The 23,520-nt window shown below is 67.7% G+C and carries 22 protein-coding genes and 3 pseudogenes; 16 read left to right on the forward strand and 9 right to left on the reverse strand.

Annotated elements, in window-relative coordinates:
• Positions 1–382, reverse strand: a 382-nt coding sequence (locus tag CLG85_RS23605; protein ID WP_260350145.1) for a DUF1045 domain-containing protein, incomplete at its 3' end; no start/stop codon positions are given.
• A 72-nt stretch (positions 383–454) separates the two neighbouring features.
• Between CLG85_RS23605 and CLG85_RS23610 the strand changes: the two genes are divergently transcribed.
• Positions 455–1,597, forward strand: a complete 1,143-nt coding sequence (locus tag CLG85_RS23610) for an alpha-D-ribose 1-methylphosphonate 5-triphosphate diphosphatase (RefSeq protein WP_260350146.1) — start codon at positions 455–457, stop codon at positions 1,595–1,597.
• A 157-nt stretch (positions 1,598–1,754) separates the two neighbouring features.
• Here CLG85_RS23610 and CLG85_RS23615 read toward each other — a convergent pair whose 3' ends face one another.
• Together CLG85_RS23615 and mazG are read right to left on the reverse strand one after the other, a co-directional pair.
• A complete protein-coding gene (locus tag CLG85_RS23615; RefSeq protein ID WP_176476719.1) occupies positions 1,755–2,756 on the reverse strand; it encodes a Fe(3+) ABC transporter substrate-binding protein in 1,002 nt (333 codons plus the stop codon).
• Positions 2,757–2,848: 92 nt separating this feature from the next.
• Positions 2,849–3,709, reverse strand: a complete 861-nt coding sequence (gene mazG, locus CLG85_RS23620) for a nucleoside triphosphate pyrophosphohydrolase (protein WP_095884132.1) — start codon at positions 3,707–3,709, stop codon at positions 2,849–2,851.
• A 63-nt stretch (positions 3,710–3,772) separates the two neighbouring features.
• On the opposite strand from mazG, the gene CLG85_RS23625 reads away from it, so the two are divergent.
• From CLG85_RS23625 to CLG85_RS23640, 4 genes are all read left to right on the forward strand, one after another.
• Complete coding sequence (locus CLG85_RS23625) at positions 3,773–4,933, forward strand: M20 aminoacylase family protein (protein ID WP_095884127.1); 1,161 nt, start codon at positions 3,773–3,775, stop codon at positions 4,931–4,933.
• 77 nt (positions 4,934–5,010) lie between these two features.
• Entirely contained in the window at positions 5,011–6,177 is a 1,167-nt protein-coding gene (locus tag CLG85_RS23630; RefSeq protein ID WP_095884128.1) for a M20 aminoacylase family protein, read from the forward strand.
• 4 nt (positions 6,178–6,181) lie between these two features.
• The gene (gene speB, locus CLG85_RS23635) at positions 6,182–7,141 is read left to right on the forward strand and encodes an agmatinase (RefSeq protein ID WP_260350147.1); all 960 of its coding nucleotides are present in this window, start codon (positions 6,182–6,184) and stop codon (positions 7,139–7,141) included.
• 136 nt (positions 7,142–7,277) lie between these two features.
• Positions 7,278–7,685, forward strand: a complete 408-nt coding sequence (locus tag CLG85_RS23640; protein ID WP_095884129.1) for a DUF1499 domain-containing protein — start codon at positions 7,278–7,280, stop codon at positions 7,683–7,685.
• 50 nt (positions 7,686–7,735) lie between these two features.
• Here CLG85_RS23640 and CLG85_RS23645 read toward each other — a convergent pair whose 3' ends face one another.
• Positions 7,736–8,425 carry a glutathione S-transferase family protein gene (locus CLG85_RS23645; RefSeq protein WP_095884130.1) on the reverse strand — a complete coding sequence of 230 codons (690 nt, stop codon included), beginning with the start codon at positions 8,423–8,425 and terminating at the stop codon, positions 7,736–7,738.
• 166 nt (positions 8,426–8,591) lie between these two features.
• Here CLG85_RS23645 and prfA point away from each other — a divergent pair, with 166 nt between their 5' ends.
• From prfA to CLG85_RS23680, 7 genes and pseudogenes are all read left to right on the forward strand, one after another.
• Positions 8,592–9,638, forward strand: coding sequence for a peptide chain release factor 1 (gene prfA / locus CLG85_RS23650; RefSeq protein WP_260350148.1), 1,047 nt, complete (start codon positions 8,592–8,594; stop codon positions 9,636–9,638).
• Positions 9,635–10,483: a peptide chain release factor N(5)-glutamine methyltransferase gene (gene prmC / locus CLG85_RS23655; protein WP_224849054.1), complete on the forward strand. Its 849-nt coding sequence runs from the start codon at positions 9,635–9,637 to the stop codon at positions 10,481–10,483. Before prfA ends, prmC begins: the two co-directional genes overlap by 4 nt.
• A gap of 227 nt (positions 10,484–10,710) precedes the next feature.
• Positions 10,711–11,436: a DUF4167 domain-containing protein gene (locus CLG85_RS23660; RefSeq protein ID WP_260350149.1), complete on the forward strand. Its 726-nt coding sequence runs from the start codon at positions 10,711–10,713 to the stop codon at positions 11,434–11,436.
• Between the two features lie 93 nt (positions 11,437–11,529).
• Entirely contained in the window at positions 11,530–12,066 is a 537-nt protein-coding gene (locus CLG85_RS23665) for a DUF1697 domain-containing protein (protein ID WP_260350150.1), read from the forward strand.
• 135 nt (positions 12,067–12,201) lie between these two features.
• Positions 12,202–13,722 carry a cysteine--tRNA ligase gene (gene cysS, locus CLG85_RS23670; RefSeq protein WP_095884395.1) on the forward strand — a complete coding sequence of 507 codons (1,521 nt, stop codon included), beginning with the start codon at positions 12,202–12,204 and terminating at the stop codon, positions 13,720–13,722.
• A complete protein-coding gene (cimA, locus tag CLG85_RS23675; RefSeq protein WP_095884396.1) occupies positions 13,719–15,350 on the forward strand; it encodes a citramalate synthase in 1,632 nt (543 codons plus the stop codon). The genes cysS and cimA overlap by 4 nt, the downstream gene beginning before the upstream one ends.
• Positions 15,337–16,114 (forward strand): annotated as a pseudogene (locus CLG85_RS23680) (squalene/phytoene synthase family protein). Before cimA ends, CLG85_RS23680 begins: the two are co-directional and overlap by 14 nt.
• A gap of 47 nt (positions 16,115–16,161) precedes the next feature.
• On the opposite strand, the pseudogene CLG85_RS23685 reads toward CLG85_RS23680, so the two are convergent.
• Positions 16,162–17,377: pseudogene (locus tag CLG85_RS23685) on the reverse strand (MFS transporter).
• 112 nt (positions 17,378–17,489) lie between these two features.
• Here CLG85_RS23685 and CLG85_RS23690 point away from each other — a divergent pair.
• Together CLG85_RS23690 and CLG85_RS23695 are read left to right on the forward strand one after the other, a co-directional pair.
• Positions 17,490–18,158 carry a DNA-3-methyladenine glycosylase family protein gene (locus tag CLG85_RS23690; RefSeq protein ID WP_235865416.1) on the forward strand — a complete coding sequence of 223 codons (669 nt, stop codon included), beginning with the start codon at positions 17,490–17,492 and terminating at the stop codon, positions 18,156–18,158.
• The gene (locus CLG85_RS23695; protein ID WP_095882699.1) at positions 18,155–18,820 is read left to right on the forward strand and encodes an alpha/beta hydrolase; all 666 of its coding nucleotides are present in this window, start codon (positions 18,155–18,157) and stop codon (positions 18,818–18,820) included. Before CLG85_RS23690 ends, CLG85_RS23695 begins: the two co-directional genes overlap by 4 nt.
• Before the next feature lie 102 nt (positions 18,821–18,922).
• On the opposite strand, the gene CLG85_RS23700 is transcribed toward CLG85_RS23695, so the two are convergent.
• The gene (locus tag CLG85_RS23700) at positions 18,923–19,354 is read right to left on the reverse strand and encodes a VOC family protein (protein WP_095882698.1); all 432 of its coding nucleotides are present in this window, start codon (positions 19,352–19,354) and stop codon (positions 18,923–18,925) included.
• Positions 19,355–19,544: 190 nt separating this feature from the next.
• Between CLG85_RS23700 and CLG85_RS23705 the strand changes: the two genes are divergently transcribed.
• Positions 19,545–20,129 (forward strand): HNH endonuclease, encoded by a 585-nt coding sequence (locus tag CLG85_RS23705; protein WP_095882697.1) that lies wholly within the window; start codon positions 19,545–19,547, stop codon positions 20,127–20,129.
• A gap of 82 nt (positions 20,130–20,211) precedes the next feature.
• Here the strand turns inward: CLG85_RS23705 and CLG85_RS23710 are convergent, their stop codons facing one another.
• From CLG85_RS23710 to CLG85_RS23720, 3 genes are all read right to left on the reverse strand, one after another.
• The gene (locus CLG85_RS23710) at positions 20,212–20,703 is read right to left on the reverse strand and encodes a bactofilin family protein (protein WP_095882696.1); all 492 of its coding nucleotides are present in this window, start codon (positions 20,701–20,703) and stop codon (positions 20,212–20,214) included.
• The gene (locus CLG85_RS23715; protein ID WP_095882695.1) at positions 20,693–22,006 is read right to left on the reverse strand and encodes a M23 family metallopeptidase; all 1,314 of its coding nucleotides are present in this window, start codon (positions 22,004–22,006) and stop codon (positions 20,693–20,695) included. The genes CLG85_RS23710 and CLG85_RS23715 overlap by 11 nt, the downstream gene beginning before the upstream one ends.
• Positions 22,007–22,333: 327 nt before the next feature.
• Positions 22,334–22,786, reverse strand: a complete 453-nt coding sequence (locus CLG85_RS23720) for a peroxiredoxin (RefSeq protein ID WP_095882694.1) — start codon at positions 22,784–22,786, stop codon at positions 22,334–22,336.
• Between the two features lie 87 nt (positions 22,787–22,873).
• Between CLG85_RS23720 and CLG85_RS23725 the strand changes: the two are divergent.
• Positions 22,874–23,520 (forward strand): annotated as a pseudogene (locus tag CLG85_RS23725) (hypothetical protein); the annotation flags it as partial.

Raw genomic sequence — 23,520 nt, forward strand, 5'->3', positions numbered from 1 at the left:
CCAGCGTCTCGACCACCTCGGCGGCGAGGCGCGCCAGCGGCGTCGCGTCGCCCTCGATGGTCAGCGCAAGGAAGCTGCCGATGCGTGTGAGCGCGAGGCCGGATAGGGTCACCGGCGCCAGCCGGGCGGCCAGCGCGCCGAGGTCGGCGTGCAGCGCCCCGGCGCTGCCGGTGAGCCGCATCGGCGGCTTCAGCGTGCCGTGGAAGCCGTATTTGCGCGGTGCCTCGGTGATCTCGGCTACCGCGCGCGGCAGGCCGGGCAAGGCCGGATGCGGAACGGAGAGGCCGCGGGCGGGGTCCCAGCCCAGCCAGGCGGCGGCGAAATCTGCCAGCGGCCCCGGCTGCGGGGCGTAGTAGATGGCAAAGCGGGAATAATCTTGCATGGCGCGCGTCATGACAGCGTCATGTCACAGAAGCATGACGGCGCAAAGGGCGCCGAGAGAAAGAGGTAGACCATGGCACGGACCATCCTGAGCAATGCGCGGATCGTGCTCGAGAACGAGGTGATCGCCGGCACGCTGGTGATGGAGGAGGGGCGCATCACCGCGATCGATCCGGGCGCCACGACGGTGGCGGGGGCCGAGGACTGCGACGGCGATCTGCTGATCCCCGGGTTGATCGAGCTGCACACCGACAACCTCGAGCGCCACATGCAGCCGCGCCCCAAGGTGAACTGGCCGCATGCGGCGGCGATCCTCGCGCATGACGCCGAGCTGGCCTCGGTGGGCATCACCACCGTCTTCGACGCGATGCGCGTGGGCTCGGTGATCACCGACCGCAAGGCGCGCTACGGCAAGTATGCCCGCGCGCTGGCGGGCGAGCTGCTCGAGGCGCGGGCGCGGGACATGCTGAAGATCAGCCACTTCCTGCACCTGCGCGCCGAGACTTGCTCGGAGACCCTGCTCGAGGAGCTCGCGGAATTCGGCGCGGAGGACCGGGTGGGGATCGTCTCGCTGATGGACCACACGCCCGGGCAGCGGCAGTTCCGCGACATGGGCAAGTTCAAGGAATACGTCTGCGGCAAGCACGGGTTGTCGGACGAGGATTTCGCCGTGCATGTCGACACGCTGACCCGGCTGCGTGCCGAGCTCGGCGAAGCGCACGAGGCCGGTGCCGTCGCGGCGGCGCGTCGGCTCGGCGCGGTGCTGGCGAGCCATGACGACACCACCGCCGGGCATGTCGAGGTGAGCCGCGGCTACGGCGTGCGGCTGGCGGAGTTCCCGACCACGGTCGAGGCGGCGCGGGCCTGCAATGAGGCCGGCATCGCCGTCATGATGGGCGCGCCCAACCTCATCCGCGGCGGCTCGCATTCGGGCAACGTCGCGGCGGAGGAATTGGCGCGGCTCGACCTGCTGGACATCGTCTCGTCCGATTACGTGCCGGCGGCGCTGATGGGCGCGGCCTTCCTGCTCGCGGATCTCTGGGACGACCTGCCGCGCGGCATCGCGACGGTCAGCGCCGCCCCCGCCGCCGCCTCGGGGCTGGGTGATCGGGGTCGGCTTGCACCGGGACTGCTGGCCGACGTGGTGCGGCTGCGCCGGATCGAGGGGCAGCCCTGTCTGCGCGGGGTCTGGAGCCACGGGCGCCGCGTGGCCTGAGACGCGGGCCATGCGTATTTGAAAAGAGAAGAAGGGCAGGGGCGCGCGGCCTCTGCCCTTCTTCTAGGTCCAAATATCCCGGGGGTGAGGCGCGCAGCGCCGAGGGGGCAGCGCCCCCTCACCGGCCCCCTCACCGGCCCCGTCGTCGGCGCGCAGGTCAGCCGTCGTAATCGACCTCTTCGACCAGCCGCAGCGCCGCACCGCGCTGCTCGGCGAGGGTCATGAGATTGGTGTCGTCGGCGGTGAAGCTGCCCCAGCCCTTGACCAGCTCGTCAGCCTCGGTGCCGGGCGCGATCGGATACTCGTAGTTGGCGTGGGCATAGATTTCCTGCGCCTCGGGCGAGGTCAGGTATTCCATCATCTTCAGCGCGTTCTCGCGGTTCGGCGCCGACTTGGTCATCGCCACGCCGGAGATGTTCACATGGGTGCCGCCGTTCTCGAAGACCGGGAAGAGCACGTTGACCGAGTCGGCCCATTCCACCTGCTCGGGATCGTTCAGCATCTGCCCCATGTAGTAGGTGTTGCCGAGGCTGATGTCGCATTCACCGGCCCAGATCGCCTTAACCTGTGCGCGGTCGTTTCCCTGCGGGCGGCGGGCGAGGTTGTCCTTCAGCCCCTGCAGCCATTCCTTGGCGTATTCCTCGCCGTGGTGGTGGATCATCGCCGCGACCAGCGCGACGTTGTAGTCATGGGTGCCCGAACGGGTGCAGATGCGGCCTTTCCACTTCGGATCGGCGAGATCCTCGTAGGTGGTGATCTCGGAAGGGTCCACGCGGTCCTTCGACGCGTAGACGATGCGCGCGCGCGTGGTCAGGCCGAACCATTGCCCGTCGGGGTCGCGGTATTGCGCGGGGACGTTCTCTTCGAGCACGGCGCTTTCGACCGGCTGGGTGACTCCGGCCTGCACCGCGGCGGCGAGGCGCGAGATGTCGACGGTGAAGATCAGGTCCGCGGGCGAACGGTCGCCCTCGGCGACGAGGCGTTCCTCGAGGCCCTTGTCGATATAGGCCACGTTCACGTCGATGCCGGTGGCCTCGGTGAAGGCGTCGGTCAGCGGCTGCAGCAGCTCGGGCTGACGGTAGGAGTAGAGATTCACCTCTTCGGCCAGCGCGGGTGCGGCAGTGGCGATCAGGGCGAGGGCGGTTCCGAGACGCAGCATCAAAGTCCTCCGGTCATGCAAGTCGGGATTGGCTATTCGCGAGGGGTCAATTACCCGAGCAAAATTATCAGATCAATGCCCTATCGGAAAGATCAGGAATTGCTCTCCGGCTGCGTCCCGTTGGCGCGTGCGGATTTCTGCGCTTTCTCGACGGCCTTGGCTTCGTCCCAGAGCGCGTCCATCTCTGCGAGATCACTGTCCTCGGGGCGCTTGCCGCGGGCCTCGAGCGCGGCCTCGATCGACTTGAAGCGGCGGGTGAACTTGGCATTGGCGCGGCGCAGCGCCTGCTCGGGGTCGATCTTCATGTGCCGGGCGAGGTTGGCCATGACGAAGAGCAGGTCGCCGAATTCCTCCTCGGCGTGGTCGGGATCGGTGGCCTCGCGCAGCTCTTGCGCCTCTTCGATGAGCTTGTCGATCACCTCGTCGGTCGAGGGCCAGTCGAAGCCGACACGCGCGGCGCGGTTCTGCAGCTTGACCGCGCGCAAGAGCGCCGGCAGCCCCATGGCAACCCCATCAAGAACGCCCTTTTCCGCCTTGGCCGCGCGCTCGGCGGCCTTGATCTTCTCCCAGTCGGCGACCTGCTGGTCAGGGGATTTTTCGTTGCTTTCGTCGCCGAACACATGCGGGTGGCGGGCGACCATCTTGTCGGACATGGTGTCGGCCACCTCGTCGAAGCTGAAAAGCCCGCGCTCCTCGGCCATCTGCGCATGGAAGACCGACTGGAACAGAAGGTCGCCCAGCTCGCCCTTCAGCTCGCCCCAGGCCTCGCGCTCGATGGCGTCGGCAACCTCGTAGGCCTCCTCGATGGTATAGGGGGCGATGGTGGAGAAATCCTGCTCGAGATCCCAGGGACAGCCGGTCTCGGGGTGACGCAGGCGGCGCATGATCTCGAGCAGGCGGGGCATGCCACCCTTGGGATCGTGGATCAGATCGTCATGCGGATCGAGGGTCATGGACATCTCCGGCAAATCGGTATTTGACCTTTTCCTGCTTCAAAGACCTTCAGGAGTCCACCCATGCCCATCGTGAACCGGATCGCGGATTACGCCGACGAGATGCGCACCTGGCGCCGCCATCTGCACCAGAACCCCGAGCTGAGCCTCGATTGCCACGAGACGGCGGCCTTCGTCGTGGCGCGGCTGCGCGAGTTCGGGATTACCGAGATTCACGAGGGCATTGCCCAATCCGGCGTCGTTGCGATCATCGAGGGGCAGGGCGAGGGCCCGGTGACAGCGCTGCGCGCCGACATGGACGCGCTGCCGATGGACGAGGAGACCGGCGCGGAGCACGCCAGCCTCGTGCCCGGAAAGATGCACGCCTGCGGCCATGACGGTCATACCACCATGCTGCTCGGCGCGGCGAAGTACCTGTCGGAAACCCGCAACTTCGCGGGCAAGGTGGCGCTGATCTTCCAGCCCGCCGAGGAGACCATCGGCGGCGGCCGGATCATGGTCGAGGAGGGTATCATGGACCGCTTCGGCATTTCCGAGGTCTATGCCATCCACACCGACCCCTCGCTGCCGCTCGGTACCATGGCGACCACCAAGGGGCCGATCATGGCGGCAGTGGACGACTTCGAGCTGGTGCTCACCGGCAAGGGCGGCCACGCGGCGCATCCCGACCTTTGCATCGACCCGGTGCCCTGCGCGCTGGCGATCGGGCAGGCGCTGCTGTCGGTGCCGTCGCGGAATGCGGACCCGCTGAAATCCCTGGTGGTCTCGCTCACCACCGTGCAGGGCGGCTCGGCCACCAACGTGATCCCCGAGACCGTGCGCCTCGCCGGCACAATCCGCAGCTTCGATCCGGATATCCGCGCCATGGCCGAGCGCCGGCTGCGCGAGATCGTGGGTGGTCAGGCCATGGCCTATGGTGTCGAAGCGGCGCTGGACTTCCAGCCGAACTACCCGCCGACCGTCAACCATGCCGCGCAGACCGACTTCGCGGTGAAGGTGGCCTCTGGCGTGGTGCCCGAGGTGCTGGACGAGATCGCGCCCTCGATGGGGGCCGAGGACTTTTCCTACATGCTCGAGGCGCGGCCGGGCTCCTTCCTCTATCTCGGGCAGGGGATCGGGCCGTCGGTGCACCATCCGAAGTTCGATTTCAACGACGAGGCCGCGCCGCTCGGCGCCTCCTATTTCGTGAAGCTGATCGAGACTCGGCAACCCTTGCGGGCGTAAGGCTTTTCGGTCTTCATTGCGGGCAAGCAACGACCCCGGCCATCCCGGCCGGGGAAAGACCCGAGGGAAGACCCCGAATGCCCGTCATCAATTCCATCGCCGCCGACGCCGAGACGCTGAAGGCTTGGCGCCGTCACCTGCACCAGCACCCCGAGTTGCAGTACGACTGCCACGAGACGGCGAAATTCGTGGTCGAGAAGCTGCAGGGTTTCGGCATCACCGAGATCCATCCCGGCATCGCCCAGTCCGGCGTCGTTGCGATCATCGAGGGGCGCGGCACGGGGCGCACAATCGGGCTGCGCGCCGACATGGACGCGCTGCCGATGGAGGATCTTTCGGGCACCGACTATGCCTCGAAGGTGCCGGGCGTGGCGCATACTTGCGGCCATGACGGCCACACCACCATGCTGCTCGCCGCCGCCAAGTACCTTGCCGAGACACGCAATTTCGCCGGTCGCGTGGCGCTGATCTTCCAGCCCGCCGAAGAGGGCGGGGCCGGGGCCAAGGCGATGATCGACGAGGGCATCATGGACCGCTTCGACGTCTCCGAGGTCTATGGCATGCACAACGCCCCGGGCGACGCGCAGGGGCATTTCCTCACCACCTCCGGCCCGCTGCAGGCCTCGGCCGACGAGTTCCGCATCGACATCACCGGCAAGGGCGGCCACGGCGCCTCGCCGCAGGAGTGCATCGACCCGATCCCGGCGGGGGCGGCCATCGTGCAGGCCATGCAGACGATTGTCAGCCGCAACGTAAATGCGCTCGACCGCCTCGTGGTCTCGGTGACCGAGTTCCACGCCGGTACCACCTTCAACATCATCCCCGGCACCGCCTACCTCACGGGCACCGTGCGCTGCTTCTCGAGCGAGACGCGGGATCTTGCCGAGCGGCGGATCCGCGAGATCGTCGAGGCGCAGGCACAGGTCTACGGCTGCACCGCCGAGCTGACCTACCATCGCGGCTATCCGGTGACCGTGAACCATCCCGATCAGGCGGCCTTTGCCGCGCAGGTGGCGCGTGAGATCGTCGGCGCAGACAAGGTGGTCGATGATTGCGATCCGATCATGCCCGCCGAGGATTTCTCTTACATGCTCGAGGCCCGGCCCGGCGCCTACCTCTTCCTCGGGCAGGGCGACACCTTCGGCTGCCATCATCCCAAGTACGACTTCAACGACGAGATCGCGCCGATCGGCGCCAGCTTCTTCGCGCGGCTGATCGAGACCGCGCTGCCTTTGCAGGAGTGATCCCATGGCCCTCGAAGACGCAAAATCGCAGATCGACCACGCCTTCACCCGGCAGGAGCTGAAGGGACCGAGTTTCGAAAATGTCTTCGGGGGCGCGGCCTCCTTCCTGCGGCGGCGCTACACCAAGGATCTCGCGGGCGCCGATATCGCGGTGACCGGGGTGCCCTTCGACCAGGCGGTGACCAACCGCACCGGCACCCGCTTCGGCCCGCGGGCGATCCGCGAGGCCTCGCTGCTACAGCCCTGCGACGCGCCCTATGGCTGGGGCTACGACGTGCTGTCGGAGTTCGCCATCGCCGACTATGGCGATCTCGCCTTCGACTATGCCAACGTAGCCGCTTTCCCGGAAACGCTCGAGGCGCATATCGCGGGCATTCTCGCCACAGAGACGGGGGTGGTGACGCTGGGCGGCGATCACTCGATCACCCTGCCCATCCTCAAGGCCCATGCCGCCAAGTATGGCCCCATGTCGGTGATCCAGTTCGACGCCCATACCGACACCTGGGCGGACGATGATTTCAGCCGGATCGACCACGGCACCTTCATGTACAAGGCGGTGAAGCTCGGGCTGGTGGACCCCGCCCGCTCGGTGCAGATCGGCATCCGGACGGACAATCCCGACACGCTCGGCTTCAACGTCATCGACGCGCGCGAGCTGCACCGGACCGGCCCCGAGGCCGTCGCGGCCAAGGCGCGCGAGATCGTGCGCGGCCACCCGGTCTACCTGAGCTTCGACATCGACGCGCTCGACCCGGCCTTCGCGCCGGGCACCGGCACGCCTGTCTGGGGCGGGCTGTCGAGCCATCAGGCCGCGGTCTGCCTGCGCGAACTGGCGGGGATCAACCTTGTCGGGGGCGATATCGTCGAGGTCTCGCCGCCCTTCGACACCTCCGGCGCGACCGCCATCGCGGGCGCGCATGTGGCGACGGAACTGCTCTGCCTCTGGGGCTGGACGCGGCGCTAGGCCGGCCGGGCGCATTGGCACAATCCCGCGAGCCGGGCGTGAGGCGCTTTGAAAAGGCGCTGGACTTGTGAAATCAGGAACCATCCGCCGCGCCGGGGCCGCGGGTGGAAAGAGACGAAAGGAACGCGTGGTGCGGATGATATTCTGGGTTCTGCTTCTGTTGGTGGTCGCCGGGCTTGCCTGGATACGGCTTGCGCCGTCGGATCCCGCCGTCTGGAACGTTGACCCGCAGGTGAGCGCCGACCAGGATCTCGCCAGTGGCGTGCGTCGGCGCATCCCGGGCGGCGAAGAGACCTTCGAGGCGCTGCACCGGATCATCCTCGAGAGCCCGCGCACCGAGGTGCTGGCGGGCAGCCCGGGCGAGGGGCGGGTGACCTATATCTCGCGCTCGAAATGGATGGGCTTTCCCGATTACACCACCGTGCAGAAGGGCGAGGGGCAACTCGGGCTCTACGCCCGCCAGCGCTTCGGACAGTCCGACATGGGGGTGAACAAGGCCCGGGTCGACGCCTGGCTGGCGGATCTGGAAGCGCGGGAGAACTGAAGGGCAAGCTCCTTGGAAGGAGCTTGCAAATCTCTTCGCAGAGACTTGGATCACTCCGCCGCGTAGCGCGGGGCGTTCTCCTCGAAGGCTGCGAGCTGTTCCGCCAGCGCCTCGGCAAAGGCGGGGCGGGCTGTGCAGCGCGCGAGAAATTCGTCCAGCTTCGGGAATTGCGCGACGATCTGCGTCTCCCGCAGCCCGCGCAGCACCGTCGCCATCAGCAGGTCGGCCACGGTGAACTGTTCGGCCGCAAGCCATTGCCGCCCCTCCATCACCGCCTGAAGCTGTCCCAATCGGCGCTCGATCGCCTTGCGGATCTCGCGCTCCATGGTCTCGGCGGCCTCTTTGTCCACGGCGAGCCGGGTCATCTGCTGGTACATGGTGATCGGCGGCTCGATGGTGTTCAGCGCGGCAAAGACCCAGCTCAGCGTGCGGTCGCGGCCGGCCTTGTCGGCCGGCAGTAGCGCGCTGCCACCGGCTTCTGCGATCCGCCAGAGGATCGCGCCGCTTTCGAACATCGGTGTGTCCGCAACGGTCAGCACCGGCACCTGGCCGAAGGGCTGGCGGGCGAGATGCGCAGGCTCGCCCTGCGTGCCCATGGCGAGCAGTTCCACCTCGTAGGGCAGGGCGGCCTCCTTCAGCGCCCAGCGGACCCGGAGGTCGCGCACCAGCCCCTGTGCAAAGGGCGGAACCCAGTCGAAAGCGGTGACGGTGAGCGGGGTGTCGGACAATGTCTCGGCCATGGAAGCGGACCTTTCGGAATGTCTGAGAGGGAAAGGAAAGGTTGATATGAACTGTTAGGTTGATATCAACATATGGCCCGTCCGTCAAACCTTCGCGTCGGGCGGGGTGGGCACCGGCGGCTGCCCGCTCTTGACCGCCGCGCGGCAATCGGGAAAGGAGGTCGGCATGATCCCCGCAGACCGCCTTCACCAGATCCGTGACCGTTTCGAATATGTCCAGGCCTGCATGGCCGAGGGCCGCGGCGACATTGCCGCGCTCGGACGGGAATATTCAGAGCTCAAGCCGGTGGTCGACCAGATCACCGAGTGGGAAAGCCTGCAGTCCGACCTCGCCGAGGCCGAGGAGATGCTCGCCGATCCCGAGATGAAGGCGCTGGCCGAGGAGGAGCTGCCGCAGCTCCGCGCGCGCCTCCCCGAGGCCGAACGCGCGCTGCAACTGGCGCTGCTGCCGCGCGACGCCGCCGACGCCCGGCCCGCGATCCTCGAGATCCGCCCCGGCACCGGCGGCGACGAGGCGGCGCTCTTCGCCGGTGACCTCGCCCGCATGTACCAGCGCTACGCCGAGACCCGCGGCTGGCGCTGGGAGGTGATCGAAGAGCAGATGTCCGAGCTTGGCGGCATCAAGGAACTGGTGGTGCGGATCGAGGGCGAGAACGTCTTTGCCCGGCTCAAGTTCGAAAGCGGCGTGCACCGCGTGCAGCGCGTGCCCGAGACCGAGAGCGGCGGGCGCATCCATACTTCGGCGGCGACGGTGGCGGTGCTGCCCGAGGCCGAGGCGGTGGATATCGAGATCAACGCGAGTGACATCCGCATCGACACGATGCGCAGCTCGGGCGCGGGCGGCCAGCACGTCAACACCACCGATTCCGCCGTGCGCATCACCCACATTCCGACCGGGCTGGTGGTCACCTCGTCCGAGAAATCCCAGCACCGCAATCGAGAGATCGCGATGAACGTGCTGCGCGCCCGGCTCTTCGACATGGAGCGGCAGAAGGCGGCAGACAGCCGCGCCTCGGACCGCAAGGCGCAGGTGGGCTCGGGCGATCGCTCGGAGCGCATCCGTACCTACAATTTCCCGCAGGGCCGGATGACGGATCACCGCATCGGGCTGACGCTCTACCGGCTTGAGTCCATCCTCGGCGGCGATCTCGACGAGATTATCGACGCGCTGACCGCCGACGCGCAGGCGGCGCTTCTGGCGGAACTTGCATGACCACGGGCTCTGCACTCCTTGCCCGCGCCACGGCGCGCCTCGTCGAGGCCGGGGTGGCCGACCCGGGCCGCGACGCCCGGCGGCTGCTGGCGCATGTGCTGAAAGTGCCGCCGGGGCGGCTGACCCTCTTCCTGCCCGAACCTGTGGCGCCCGAGCACGCGGTGATCTTCGACGCGCTCATCGACCGCCGCGCGGCGCGGGTGCCGGTCTCGCATCTGATCGGCCGGCGGCAGTTCTACGGACGCGAGTTCCTCGTCACGCCTGAGGTGCTCGACCCGCGCCCCGAGACGGAAATCCTGATCGAGGCGGCACTCTCGGGCGCCTTCACCCGGGTGCTCGACCTCGGCACCGGCTCGGGCTGTATCCTGCTGACCCTGCTGGCCGAGCGCGAGGGGGCCAATGGAATCGGAACCGATCTCAGTGAAAAGGCGCTCGAGGTGGCCTTCTGGAACCGCAATGCGCTGCACCTCGAGCCGCGCGCCGCGCTGGCGCAGGGCGACTGGTGGGGCGCGCTGGGGCAGGCGCCCGAGCGCTTCGACCTGATCGTCTCGAATCCGCCCTATATCGCGCTGTCGGAGATGGCCTCTCTGTCGCCCGAAGTGCGCGAGCACGAGCCGCGCATGGCGCTGACCGACGAAGGCGACGGGCTCGCCGCCTATCGCGCCATTGCCGCCGGCGCGGCGCGGCACCTGCTTCCGGGCGGGCGGCTGCTGGTCGAGATCGGCCCGGCGCAGGGCGCGGATGTGGCGGCGCTTTTCACCGCGGCGGGGCTGCATGACGTTGCGGTGATCACCGACCTCGATGGCCGTGACAGGGTGGTCAGCGGGCGTCTGGAAGCGCTTTGAGCCGCGCATTCGACCCGCTCGCAGGGAAATCGACAGATTTCGGACGATTTTTCTCTTGTCACGCGTGGCCACAAGTGATTAGCAGGAGGGGTCGGAGCGGTGGATGCCTCACAGCGGTCCCGCTCGACGTTAACCCGACATTGGAGTGATCACGGTCAAGACCGCGCCGACAAGGTGCAGCGCCGAGATCACAGGGACAGTCAGACACAAGGCTGATAGCAGACAAGATGCGATCCTCGAAATCCCGCTCGCGGTCGAAGAACAACCGCAACCGCAATACTCTTGGGAACGTCGTCAACCGCGTGTTCGACAGTTCGGGCCCGGAGGGCAAGGTGCGCGGTACGCCGCAGCAGATCATCGACAAGTACAACCAGCTTGCCCGCGATGCGGCTCTGGCCAACGACCGCGTGGCCGCCGAGAACTTCCAGCAGCATGCCGAACACTATATGCGCCTGCTTTCCGAAGCGCAGAAAGAGGCCGACCAGCGCCGCGAGCAGCAGGAGCGCGAGAACCGCGAGCGCCAGGCGCAGCGCGACCGTGACCGCTCGGATCGCGACCAGAGCCGCGGCGACACGCGCGGCGAGGGTGGCCATCAGGGCGGCAGCCAGCAGCCCGACACGAGCTACGAGCCCCAGCCGCAGCCCCGTCAGCCCGAGCCCGAACAGGCCAGCGTGCCGGGTCTGGGCGATCAGCCCGACGTGATGGGCGGCGGCAGCGACGACGAGGACGACAGCGGCCTTGTCGAGACGCCGGAAAGCCGCGCCGAGAGCAAGCCCAAGCCGCGCGCGCGCCGCAGCAAGAAGCCCGAGGGCGGCGAGGCTCCGGCCGAAGCCGCGGCAGAGGCCGGCGCCGAGGCGCAGCCCGCCGAGAAGCCCAAGCGTCCGCGCAAGCCGCGCAAGAAGCCCGAGCAAACCGCCACCGACGGTGGCTCGGCGCCCGACGCGGCCGAGTGATCCGGGGCAGATGACCTCGTTGAAAGAATGTGCAAAGGCCCCGCCGCAAGGACGGGGCCTTTTGCCTGCGCGGGGACCGGGCAGGGGGCGCGGATGAGGCTGCATGTGGCGCTGCTGCGCGGCTTGAATGTGGGCGGGGCGAACGCGCTGCCGATGGCCGAGCTGCGCAGGCTCTGCGAGGGGCTCGGCTGGCAGGGCGTGCAGAGCCACCTCGCCTCGGGGAACCTGATCTTCGAGGCGGAGAAGGAGCGCGGCACCTTGGCGGGGGCGCTGAGCGGGGCGCTGGCCGAGCGCGGCCTCGACGTGCCGGTGCTGGTGCTGCCGCCGGGTGAGATCCGCCGCGCCGTGACCGCCTGTCCCTTCGCGCCCGCAGAGCCGAGGCTGGTCCACGCGGGGTTCCTCTTCGGCCCGGAAAGCCTCGACCGCCCGCTCTTCGAGCGCTTCGCCGCGCCCGGTGACGAGGTCGCTGCAGCGCAGGGCCTCCTCTGGCTGCACACGCCCGGCGGTTTCGGGCGCTCGAAACTCGCGCCGCGGCTCGAGGCCATTGCCGGGGCGCCGCTCACTGCGCGGAACCTGTCGTCGCTCGGCAAGCTCGTGCAGATGCTGGACGCAAGGGAAGAGACGCGCTAGAAGCCTTGCATGACCCTGCGCATCACCACCCTGATTTGCTGCATTACCCGCTGATTTCTTCGGCGGGCCGGTCTTCTATTCCAATCGAGAGACGAAGTTGCTAATCCCGCCGCGACCGCCGCGAAGGAGCGCGACATGACCATCTCGCTGACCAATACGAAGACCCGCCGCAAAGAGGTTTTCACGCCGATCGATCCCGAGAACGTCCGGATGTATGTCTGCGGGCCTACGGTCTACGACCGCGCCCACCTCGGCAACGCCCGCCCGGCCATCGTGTTCGACGTTTTGGCACGGCTGCTGCGCCACGAATTCGGCGCGGGTCACGTGATCTATGTGCGCAACTTCACCGACGTCGACGACAAGATCAACGCCACCGCGCAGGCGCGCAAGGCGGCGGGCGATCCGCGCAGCCTCGAGGAATTGATCGCCGAGCGCACCGAGGAGACGATCGGCTGGTACCTGCAGGATATGGGCGCGGTCGGCGTGGCCGAGCCCGACCACATGCCGCGCGCGACGCAGTTCATCCCGCAAATGATCGCGATGATCGAGGGGCTGATCGCGGACGGCCATGCCTACGAGGCCGAGGGGCACGTGCTCTTCGCGGTCGAGAGCTACAAGAATTACGGCGCGCTCTCGGGCCGTTCGGTCGACGACATGATCGCCGGCGCGCGGGTCGAGGTGGCACCCTACAAGCGCAACCCGATGGATTTCGTGCTGTGGAAGCCCTCTGCGGATGACCTGCCGGGTTGGGACTCGCCTTGGGGCAGGGGCCGTCCGGGCTGGCACATCGAGTGCTCGGCCATGTCCTACGATCTCTTGGGCGAGAGCTTCGATATCCACGGCGGCGGCAACGACCTGATGTTCCCGCACCACGAGAACGAGATCGCCCAGAGCTGCTGCGCCCACCCGCATGGGGAGTTTGCCAAGGTCTGGCTGCACAACGAGATGCTGCAGGTCGAGGGCAAGAAGATGTCCAAATCCTTGGGCAACTTCTTCACCGTGCGCGACCTGCTGGACGGCCACGACGGCTTGCCGGGCGTGCCGGGCGAGGTGATCCGCTTCGTGATGCTCTCGACGCATTACCGCAAGCCGATGGACTGGACCGCAGAGAAGGCGGCGCAGGCCGAGGCGACGCTGCGCAAGTGGAGGGAAATCACCGAAGGCGTAGAGCCGGGACGTGTTCCGGCAACGGTTTTAGAATGCCTATCTGACGACCTCAACACATCCGGCGCGATTGCAGAACTCCACCGAATGTATAACGCGATTAGGAATGCACAAGCGACCACTCCAGGCGCGAAGAATGTTCTCAACGTTCCTGATGACATCATTGAGGAGATAGATAGCAAAGGCGGGGTGCACGACCTCTCTGCGTTTGTGAGGGGCGGGAAGAGCAACTTGCTCGCGTCGGCGCAGTTGCTGGGACTGCTCACGCCGGAGCTGGGCGATTGGGTCAGCGCCGGGCCGGACCTTTCCGGCCTCGCCGATCATCTCGCCGGTGTCCGCGCCGCGGCCATGGAGACCAAGGATTTCTCCGAGGTCGACCGGCTCAAGACCGCGCTGATCGAGGCCGGGGTCGAGGTGCGCATGTCGAAGGCGGGGGTCGAGCTTCTGCCCGGTGCAGGCTTCGATGCGGCCAAGCTGGAGGGTCTGCTGTGAGCAAGAAGCGTCTCTACATCTACGACACCACGCTCCGCGACGGGCAACAGACTCAGGGCGTGCAGTTCTCCACCGCCGAGAAGCACCGCATCGTCGCGGCGCTGGACGCTTTGGGGGTCGATTACATCGAGGGTGGCTGGCCCGGTGCCAACCCCACCGACAGCGCCTTCTTCGACGAAGTCGGTCAGACCCGTGCCACTGTCACCGCCTTCGGCATGACCAAGCGGGCCGGGCGCTCGGCGGCGAATGACGACGTGCTGGCGGCGGTGCTGAACGCCGGCACGCCCTCGGTCTGCCTTGTCGGCAAGACCCACGAGTTCCACGTCACCACCGCGCTCGGCATCACGCTCGAGGAGAACCTCGAGGCCATTTCCTCGTCGATCGCCCATTGCGTCTCGCAGCAGCGCGAGACGCTGTTCGACGCGGAGCACTTCTTCGACGGCTACAAGTCCAACCCCGGCTACGCGCTCGGCTGCGTGAAGGCCGCGCTGGACAATGGCGCGCGCTGGGTGGTGCTTTGCGACACCAACGGCGGCACGCTGCCCGAGGAAGTTGGGCGCATCGTCCGCGAGGTGATCGCGGCAGGCGTTCCGGGCGACAAGCTCGGCATCCACACCCATAACGACACCGAGAACGCCGTGGCCTGCACGCTGGCGGCGATCGACGCGGGGGTGCGGCAACTGCAGGGTACATTGAACGGCCTCGGCGAGCGCTGCGGCAATGCCAATCTCACCACGCTGATCCCGACGCTGCTGCTGAAGGAGCCCTATGCGAGCGCCTACGAGACCGGGGTGAGCCCCGAGGCGGTCGAGGGCATCACGCAGGTGAGCCGGATGCTCGACGAGATCCTCAACCGCGTGCCGATGCGGCAGGCGCCCTACGTGGGCAGTTCGGCCTTTGCCCACAAGGCGGGGCTGCACGCGAGCGCGATCCTCAAGGACCCCACCACCTATGAGCACATCGATCCGGGCGTCGTCGGCAACCGCCGGGTAATCCCGATGTCGAACCAGGCCGGGCAGTCGAACCTGCGCCGCCGTCTCACCGAGGCGGGGCTGGAGGTCGAGACGGGCGATCCGGCGCTGGGGCGCATCCTCGAGCGGATCAAGGCCAAGGAGGCCGAGGGCTATACCTATGACACCGCGCAGGCGAGCTTCGAGTTGCTGGCGCGCGACGAACTTGGCTGCCTGCCGGAGTTCTTCGAGGTCAAGCGCTACCGGGTGACCATCGAGCGGCGCAAGAACAAATACGACCAGATGGTCTCGCTGTCGGAAGCTGTGGTGGTGGTCAAGATCGGCGGCGAGAAGAAGCTCTCGGTGTCGGACAGCCTTGACACCGACGGGCACGACCGCGGCCCGGTCAACGCGCTGTCGAAGGCGCTGGCCAAGGACCTCGGACCCTACCAGTCGGTGATCGACGACATGCGGCTGGTCGACTTCAAGGTGCGCATCACCCAGGGCGGCACCGAGGCCGTGACCCGCGTGATCATCGACAGCGAGGACGGCTCGGGGCGGCGCTGGCAGACCGTCGGCGTCAGCGCGAACATAGTCGATGCGTCCTTCGAGGCGCTGCTGGATGCGGTGCGCTGGAAGCTGATCCGCGACTGCGGGGTGGCGCGTGCAGCTCAGTGACGACCTGATCGCCTGTGCCGGGCTGATCGAACGGGGGGATCCCGACCGTTTCACCGCCGCCATGGCGGCGCCGCCCGAGGCGCGGCGCGTGCTATTCCCGCTCTATGCCTTCAACCTCGAGGTCGCCCGCGCCCCCTGGGTGACGCAGGAGACGATGATCGCCGAGATGCGCCTGCAGTGGTGGCGCGACGCGCTGGAAGAGATCGCCAAGGGCGGCGAGGTGCGGCGGCACGAGGTGGTGACGCCGCTGTCGCAGGTGCTCGACCGGGACACGGCGGCGCGGCTCGACCCGCTGGTCGGCGCGCGGCGCTGGGACATCTACCGCGATCCCTTCGAGGACGCGGCGCATCTGACGCGCTACTTCGAGGAGACCTCGGGCCTGCTGCTGCTTGCGGCGGGACGGGCGCTGGGGGGGGATCGACGAAGGGGTCGCGCTGGACGCGGGCTATGCCTTCGGCCTCGCCGCCTTCCTGCGCGCGGTGCCGGAGCTGGAGAGCAAGGGCCGGGTGCCGCTGCTCGACGGGCGGCCCGAGGGTGTGGCGGCGCTGGCGCGCGGAGGTCTTGAACGGCTGAAGCGGGCGCGCAAGGGCTTTGGCGGGGTGCCAAAGGCGTCGCGCCCGGCGCTGCTTGCCGGGTGGCAGGCGGGGCCGGTGCTGGCGCTGGCGGCGAAGGCGCCGCAGCGGGTGGCCGAGGGCACGCTTGAGCTGTCCGAGTTCTCGAAGCGGGCGCGGTTGGTGAAGGCGGGGTTCACCGGGCGGGTGTAGGGCACCTCTCTTCGAAGGAAGGTGCTACTTCCTTGAAGCAAGTAGCCTCACTCCGCGGGTTGCTCGTCGGGGCGCAGCACCAGCCAAATCAGCGCGCCGCCGGCAAGCACCAGGAAGGGCGCCATCGCCATGACCACGGCGCTCCAGCCCTGCTGCGGTGTGCCGCCCGAGCAGTTCATCAGCCCGCCCGAGGCCAGCGAGGCGAAGGTCACCCCGCCGAACACCAGCAGATCGTTCAGCCCCTGCATGCGGCCGCGCTCCTCGGAGGTGTGTGCACCGGCGAGCATGGTGGTCGCGCCGATGAAGCCGAAGTTCCAGCCGATGCCAAGCAGGACCAGCGCAAGGAAGAAATTCTCCAGTTCGACCCCGGACATCGCCACGCCCCCGGCGCCGGCAAGAATGAAGAGCCCGAGGCCCATGACCTTCTCGACGCCGAAGCGGTTGATGATCTGGCCGGTGAAGAACGACGGCGCGAACATCGCCAGAACGTGGGCGCTGACCACGTTGGCGGCATCCGAGGTCTCGTAGCCGCAGCCGACCACCGCCAGCGGCGTCGAGGTCATCACCAGGTTCATCAGCGCGTAGCTCACCATGCCGCAGATCACCGCCACGGCAATGCGCGGGGTGGTGAGCAGCTGCCATCGGGTGCGGCCGTAGTCGCTGCCGGGGGCCGGGGCCGGGGGCCGGGGGATGTCGAGGAAGAGGAAGAGCAGCGAGCCGAGCAGGTTCACCGCGATCACCGTGGCATAGGTGCCGAAGAAGGGGATCACGTAGGCGTTGGCGGTCAGCTTCACCAGTTGCGGGCCGATGAGGGCCGAGACCAGACCGCCCGCCATCACGTAGGAGATCGCCTTGGGCCGGAACTCGGGGCTGGCGGTGTCGGCGGCGGCGAAGCGGTAGAAGCCCTGCGCCGACATGTAGAGCCCGGTGAGCAGGCTGCCGAGCAGGAAGATCGGGAAGGACTGCAGGTAGAGCCCCGTTGCGCCCACGATGCCCCCCCAGCGTGCCACCGAAGGTTCCGAGGAAGAACCCGGCGCGGCGACCGAAACGCTGCATGAAGGCCGAGACCGGCGTTGCCGAGAGCATCGAGCCCAGCACGATCAGCGAGATCGGCAGCGTCGCAAAGCAGGGGTTCGGCGCGAGCGACTGCCCGGCGAGCCCGCCGATGGTGAAGATCATCGGCATCTGCGCGCCGAGGAAGGCCTGCGCGAGAACCAGAACGGTGACGTTGCGCCGGGCGCGGTAAGCGGTGGATGCCTGCATGCTGCTATCGGTAGGGCGGCGTGCGGGTAAGCACAAGGCCCCGCAGACGCGACTTGGCGTGGCTCCGCGCCATGGTGGCCAGCGCGCCGCGACTGCGCTAGGAGAGGGGAGCATGAAAGGCGAGGCGCAGATGGCACAGAGCGAGACGGTAGCGGTCGGACGGATCATCCATTCGGATGCCTGCGTGACCGAGGGCTGCGACTGGCTGGCGGCGGCCGAGCCGCGCTTTGCCCATGCACTGGAGCTGACCGGCCCGCTGCCGCTGCGGCGGCGCGAGGATGGCTTCGGGCAGCTCCTCTCGGCCATCGTCAGCCAGCAGGTCAGCGTCGCCTCGGCGCGGGCGATCTGGGCGCGGCTCGAGGCGGCGGGGATGACTGCGCCCGAGGCGATCCTGGGGACCGATGTCGAGGGGCTGCGCGCGCTGGGGCTGTCGCGACAGAAGGCGACCTATGCGCAGGCGCTGGCGGCCGAGGGCATCGACTTTGATGCGCTGCGTGAGGCGCCGACGCCGGTGGTGGTCGAGACGCTGACAGCGGTGAAGGGCATTGGCGTCTGGACCGCCGAGATCTACGCCATGTTCTCGCTCGGCCATGCGGATGTCTTCGCGCCGGGGGATCTGGCGTTGCAGGAGGCGGCGCGGCTGCTTTTCGAGCTCGACGAACGGCCCAAGGAACGCGCCCTGCGGCAGATGGCCGAGGCGTGGTCGCCGTGGCGGGCTGTTGCGGCGCGCGCGCTCTGGGCCTACTACCATGTGCGCAAGCAAAGAGAAGGTATTGCATGACCCGCGTTCTCCAGGCCGGCCGCAAGGGCCCCCCATCGGGCGAGACCCGTTCCTGCGTCGTCTTCCTGCACGGCTATGGCGCCAATGGTGCCGACCTCTTGGGCCTCGCCGATCCGCTGGCCGAGCACCTGCCCGACACGATGTTCGTGGCCCCCGACGCGCCCGAGGACTGCGCCGGCTCGCCCATGGGCTTCCAGTGGTTCCCGATCCCCTGGATCGACGGCTCCTCGGAAGAGGAATCCATGCAGGGCATGGCGCGGGCGGTCGAGGATCTGAACGCTTTCCTCGACGCGCTGATGGTCGACGAGGATCTGCTGCCCGAGCAGGTGGCGCTCTTCGGCTTCTCGCAGGGCTCGATGATGTCGCTGCATGTGGCGCCCCGGCGCGAGGATGAGGTCGCGGGCGTCGTGGCCTTTTCGGGACGGCTGATCTCGCCCGAGCTGCTGGCGGACGAGGTGGTGAGCCGCCCGCCGGTGCTGCTGGTGCATGGCGATCAGGACGAGGTGGTGCCGCCCGAGTCGCTCCCCGCCGCAGCCGAGGCGCTGCAAGGCGCGGGTTGGAAAGAGGTCTATGCCCACGTGATGAAGGGCACCGGACACGGCATCGACCCCGAGGGGCTCGGCGTGGCGCTGGCCTTCCTGCGCGACAAGTGTGGGTTCTAGTGCGCAAGCGGGCGTGCCCGCTTGACGCGCCGCGTGTGTAGCGGGTCCGTGGACGCGCTTGCCTGGGGCTTCCAGCCCTAGGCGGGCCGGGAGGTCGGACCGCTACGCCCAGAGCTTCGGTTCGGCCAGTTCCACCGAATTCCCCGCCGGATCGCGGACGTAGATCGAGCGCGCGCCGTTCGGCCAGGTGAAGTCGGCCTCGATCGCCACGCCGGCCTCCTGCAGGCGTTTCCGCCAGCGCTCCAGCGCCTCGCCCTGCATGGCGAGGCAGACGTGCCCGGGGCCGCGCGCGCCATGGCTCGGCACCGGCAGGGCCGGGTTGCGCGCCGGCCTCTCGGTCTCCTCGGGATTGAAGATCAGCAGCACGCCGGTGCCGACCCGGTAGAAGACGTGGCGGCTGTCGACGCGGGAAATCTTCTCCAGACCCATGACCCCTCCGTAGAAGGCCTCGGCAGCATCGAGATCCGGGCAGTAGAGGGCGGCTTCGAGCAGGAAGGCGGGCGGGGCGACGTCGGTCAGGGGCAAATCACTCATGTCAGAAGACTAGCCGATGGCGCGGCGTGGTGTCATGCTCATGTCATGAGCATGACCTATCCACAGGGGCATCAGGGCATATAGCGAGGCTTGCCAGAGCTTTTCCGCGATATATAGTGGTCTTGTAGCTGGGGCGGGTGGTCCCGCTCTGGTGCCCTTACGAGCAGACAGAGCGAGGGACGACTCACTCATGGACGGCGACTTCAGGACACATTTCGTACGAGAGCCCTCGGCGCTCCGCCAACATCCGGCGCTGGTGCTGAACGCGGACTATCGCCCGCTCTCCTACTACCCGCTGTCGCTCTGGCCCTGGCAGGAAGCGGTGAAGGCGGCCTTCCTCGACAGGGTGGATATCATCGCCGAATACGACGAAGAGGTCCGAAGCCCCTCGATGGTGCTGAAAATCCCGAGCGTCGTCGTCCTGAAAGACTACGTAAAACCGAGAAAGCGCGTGGCCTTCACGCGCTTTAATCTTTTTCTGAGGGACGAATTCCGCTGCCAGTACTGCGGCAGCAAGGGGGATCTCACGTTCGACCACGTGGTGCCCCGCGCCTCGGGCGGGATCACCAGCTGGGAGAACGTGGTGGCGGCCTGCTCGCCGTGCAACCTGCGCAAGGGCTCGAAGAGCCTGCGCCGGGCCGGCATGTCGCTCTACCGCGCGCCGCGCCAGCCCACCGCCGGGGAGCTGCTCAACGTCGGCCGCAAGTTCCCGCCCAACCACCTCCACGACAGCTGGCTGGATTTCCTCTACTGGGACGCGGTTCTCGAGGCCTGATGCGGCCCCACACGCGGACCGCCGAAAACGAAAACGCCGGGCAGGGGCCCGGCGTTCGCTATTCTGGGGCAGGCCGAGAGGCTCAGCCGGCGGTCGGCTCTGCCGCGGGGGGCGCTGCAACCTTGCCCTTGCCGGTCGAGAGCGGGTCGTCGGCGCGCTGCACCGACCCCTCGAAATGGGCGCCGGACTCGATGGCGATGGTCTTGTGGATGATGTCGCCCTCGACGCGGGCGGTGGCGGTCAGCCGGACCTTGAGGCCGCGCACGCGGCCGACGATGCGGCCATTGATCACCACGTCATCGGCGACGATCTCGCCCTTGATCGTGGCGCTCTCGCCGACGGTCAGCAGGTGGGCGCGGATGTCGCCCTCGATGGTGCCTTCGACCTGGATGTCGCCGGTGGTCTTGATGTTGCCAGTGATGTGCAGATCGCTCGACAGGACCGAAGCCGGCGGCTTGGCTTTCGGTGCGGTCGGTTTGAACTCGGTCGACCGGGGCGCATCGGAGACAGCGGGTTTCGCCGCGGTATCCTCGGCCTTGGGCCCGGGTTCATTGATCTTGCTCTTAGAAAACATCGTTAGCAGCCTTGATGTAGATCATGGGATTGACGGGCTCCCCACCAACGCGGACCTCGTAGTGCAGGTGCGTGCCGGTTGACCGTCCTGTATTTCCCATAGCACCAACCTGCTGTCCGCGCGAGACCCTTTGGCCGACCTTCACGTTGATTTTGGACATGTGGGCGTAGCGCGTCTCGATCCCGAATTCGTGCTGCACCTTCACCAGGCGACCGTAGCCGGACATCCAGCCCGCGTGGGTGACCACGCCGTCGGCGGTGGCGTAGATCGGCGTGCCATGCGGCGCGGCGAAATCGGTACCCGCGTGCAGGCGGCCCCAGCGGCGGCCGAAGCCCGAGGTGAAGCGGAAGGGGTCCTTCAGCGGCACCGAGAAGGGGGCCTTCTCGGCGGCGATGCGGTAGAGGTTCAGCTTGTCCATCTCGCCGAGAATGCGGTTGGCGCGCTCTGCGTCGAGCGAGGGCTCCTGGCCCCGGGTGCTGAAGGTCAGCGGGGTGAGCGGGCCGCCCTGGCCGGAATAGCCCTTGCGCACCTGCTTGATCAGACTGTCGGGGTTCATGCCGGCGGCCTTGAACATCTTGTCCAGCGGCTCGACCGAGATGGTCATCGCGTCCTCGAGCTGGCGGAAGATGATGTCGTTCTGCTCTTCGCGGAGGCGCAACTCGGTGGCGATCTCGTCGGCGCGGACCAGCGCGTCCTGCGCGTCGGCCACCACCTGATCGCGCTCGGCGGCGGTGCGCGCGAGCATGTCGGTCAGCAGATCGAGCGTGCCGTCGCTTTCGCCACTGGCGGCGGCAAGAGCGGTGCCGCCGGTGCTCAGCCGCTCTTCGAGCGCGGCCACGCGGTCGCTGGCCTCTTCGCGCTGCTTCATCGTGGTGCCGAGGGTGGACTGGATGACGTCGATGCCGGTCTCGAGTTCGCGGCGGCGGGTTTCGCTGTCGAGAAGCTGGGACTGCATCTCGGAAACCTGGGCGAGGGCGGTGTTGAACCGCTCCTGGGCGGCCTTGGCTTCGGCGGCGCGGATGTCGCGCTCGCGGGAAAGCTCGTTGAGGCGCTGCTGGTAGGTGGTCTGATCGCGGCGGGACTGCTCGCGGAAGTTGCCGGCGCTGATACTGTCCATCAGCAGGATCGAGGTGGCGACGATGGTCCAGCCCACGGTGAGGGCGATGCCGAGCGTCGCGATGGCCTGAGTGCCCGATCGGAGGCGGATGAACCGCGTGTCGGTGTCCGATCTGAGAAAGAGCCGGCGTTCCGGAAAATAGCGCTCAAGAAGCGCGTGCCATTTTATCGCGAGCCGCGTGCGCACGTGTCTGTCCCTCGTTCCGTCCCAATTCCGGCCCGGGTCCCCTATCTCCCAAACCTGCAAAGGGACTAACAGACCCCCCCCGAAATCGCAACAATTTTGGGCTTGCGATTCGTTACGGAAGGCGGAAGCGCGCGCAAGCGGCGAAAACTCGCCGATCTCAGGTACTTCTTTAGGATAGGGAATGCCCGGATTCGCGCCACTTCGTGCCGCGCAGGGTGACGTTGCGACAGGTGGGCCGCCCCAAGGCGACCCTGTGCGCGTGTGCCGGGCGGGGTGCAACTTCCTTCGAGGGACGCTGCATCTGCCTTCGCTGGGAGTTGGCCTCGCTCAGAGGTCCCTGGCAGCGTCGAGCACCTCGTCGGCGTGGCCGGGCACCTTCACCTTGCGCCATTCGCGCGCGATGCGGCCCTCGCCGTCGATCAGGAAAGTGCTGCGCTCGATCCCCATGAAGGTCTTGCCGTACATCTTCTTTTCCTTCCACACGCCGAAGGCGCTACAGGTCTGCGCCGTCTCGTCGGACAGCAGCGGCACGGTCAGCGCCTTCTTGAGCATGAATTTCTCGTGGCTCTCCAACGAGTCCGCGGAAATGCCGAAGACCTTTATGCCAAGCGCCTCGAACTCGGGCAAAAGGCGGGTGAAGTCCTGGTTCTCGACGGTGCAGCCCGAGGTGTCGTCGCGCGGGTAGAAAAAGAGAACCACCTTCGACGGGCGCAGAGCGGACAGGGTGATCTCTCCGCCGCCGCTGACGGGAAGGGTGAAATCGGGGGCCATGTCGGTCATTGCGCATCTCCTTTGGGCGGTTCGCTTTACCGGGTTCTTGGGCTAGAACCCGGGATAGGACAATAGCCAGATGAGAGCGCGCCGCCAGTGACAGAAGGCCCGACCCGCAAGAAACGTCGCTCGAGACGCCGCCGCGTCGTGATCTGGGGTTGCGGCTGCGGCATGGGGGCGGTGCTGCTTGTGGCGCTGCTGCTGGGCGGCGGCATCTGGTATGCGATGGGCCGCTCGGTCTCGGCCCCAGCCTGGCTGCGCAGCGCCATCGAGGCGCGGCTGGCCGAAGCGCTGCCGGGCACCGAGGTGGATTTCGGCGACCTGCGGCTGCGGCTGCAGCCGGACTGGCTGGCGCGGATCGCGCTTACCGACGTCGAGCTGCGCAGCACCGACGGCACGCCGATGCTGACGCTCGGCCTGCTCGAGGCTGGGCTCGCGCCAACCAAGCTGCTGCAGGGCGAATACGAGCTGCGCGTGGCGCGGGTCTCGGGTGTGCAGCTCACCGCGCGCCGCGATGCCGAGGGGCGGCTGACCATGGGCTTCGACGAGCTTTTCGGCTCGGGGGCGCCGGCGCCGGATATCCCGACGATCATGGCGCAGATCGACAAGCTGGCCGCGGACCCGCGCCTGTCCGGCCTGCGCGCGCTCGAGGCGGATGCGCTGACCCTGCGCTACGAGGACGCCGCGCGGGCCGCGCCTGGACCGCCGATGGCGGGCGCATCGGCCTGCGCCGCGACGGCGCG

This window comes from Alloyangia mangrovi, assembly GCF_002300555.2.
GTDB classification, from domain to species: Bacteria; Pseudomonadota; Alphaproteobacteria; order Rhodobacterales; family Rhodobacteraceae; genus Salipiger; species Salipiger mangrovi.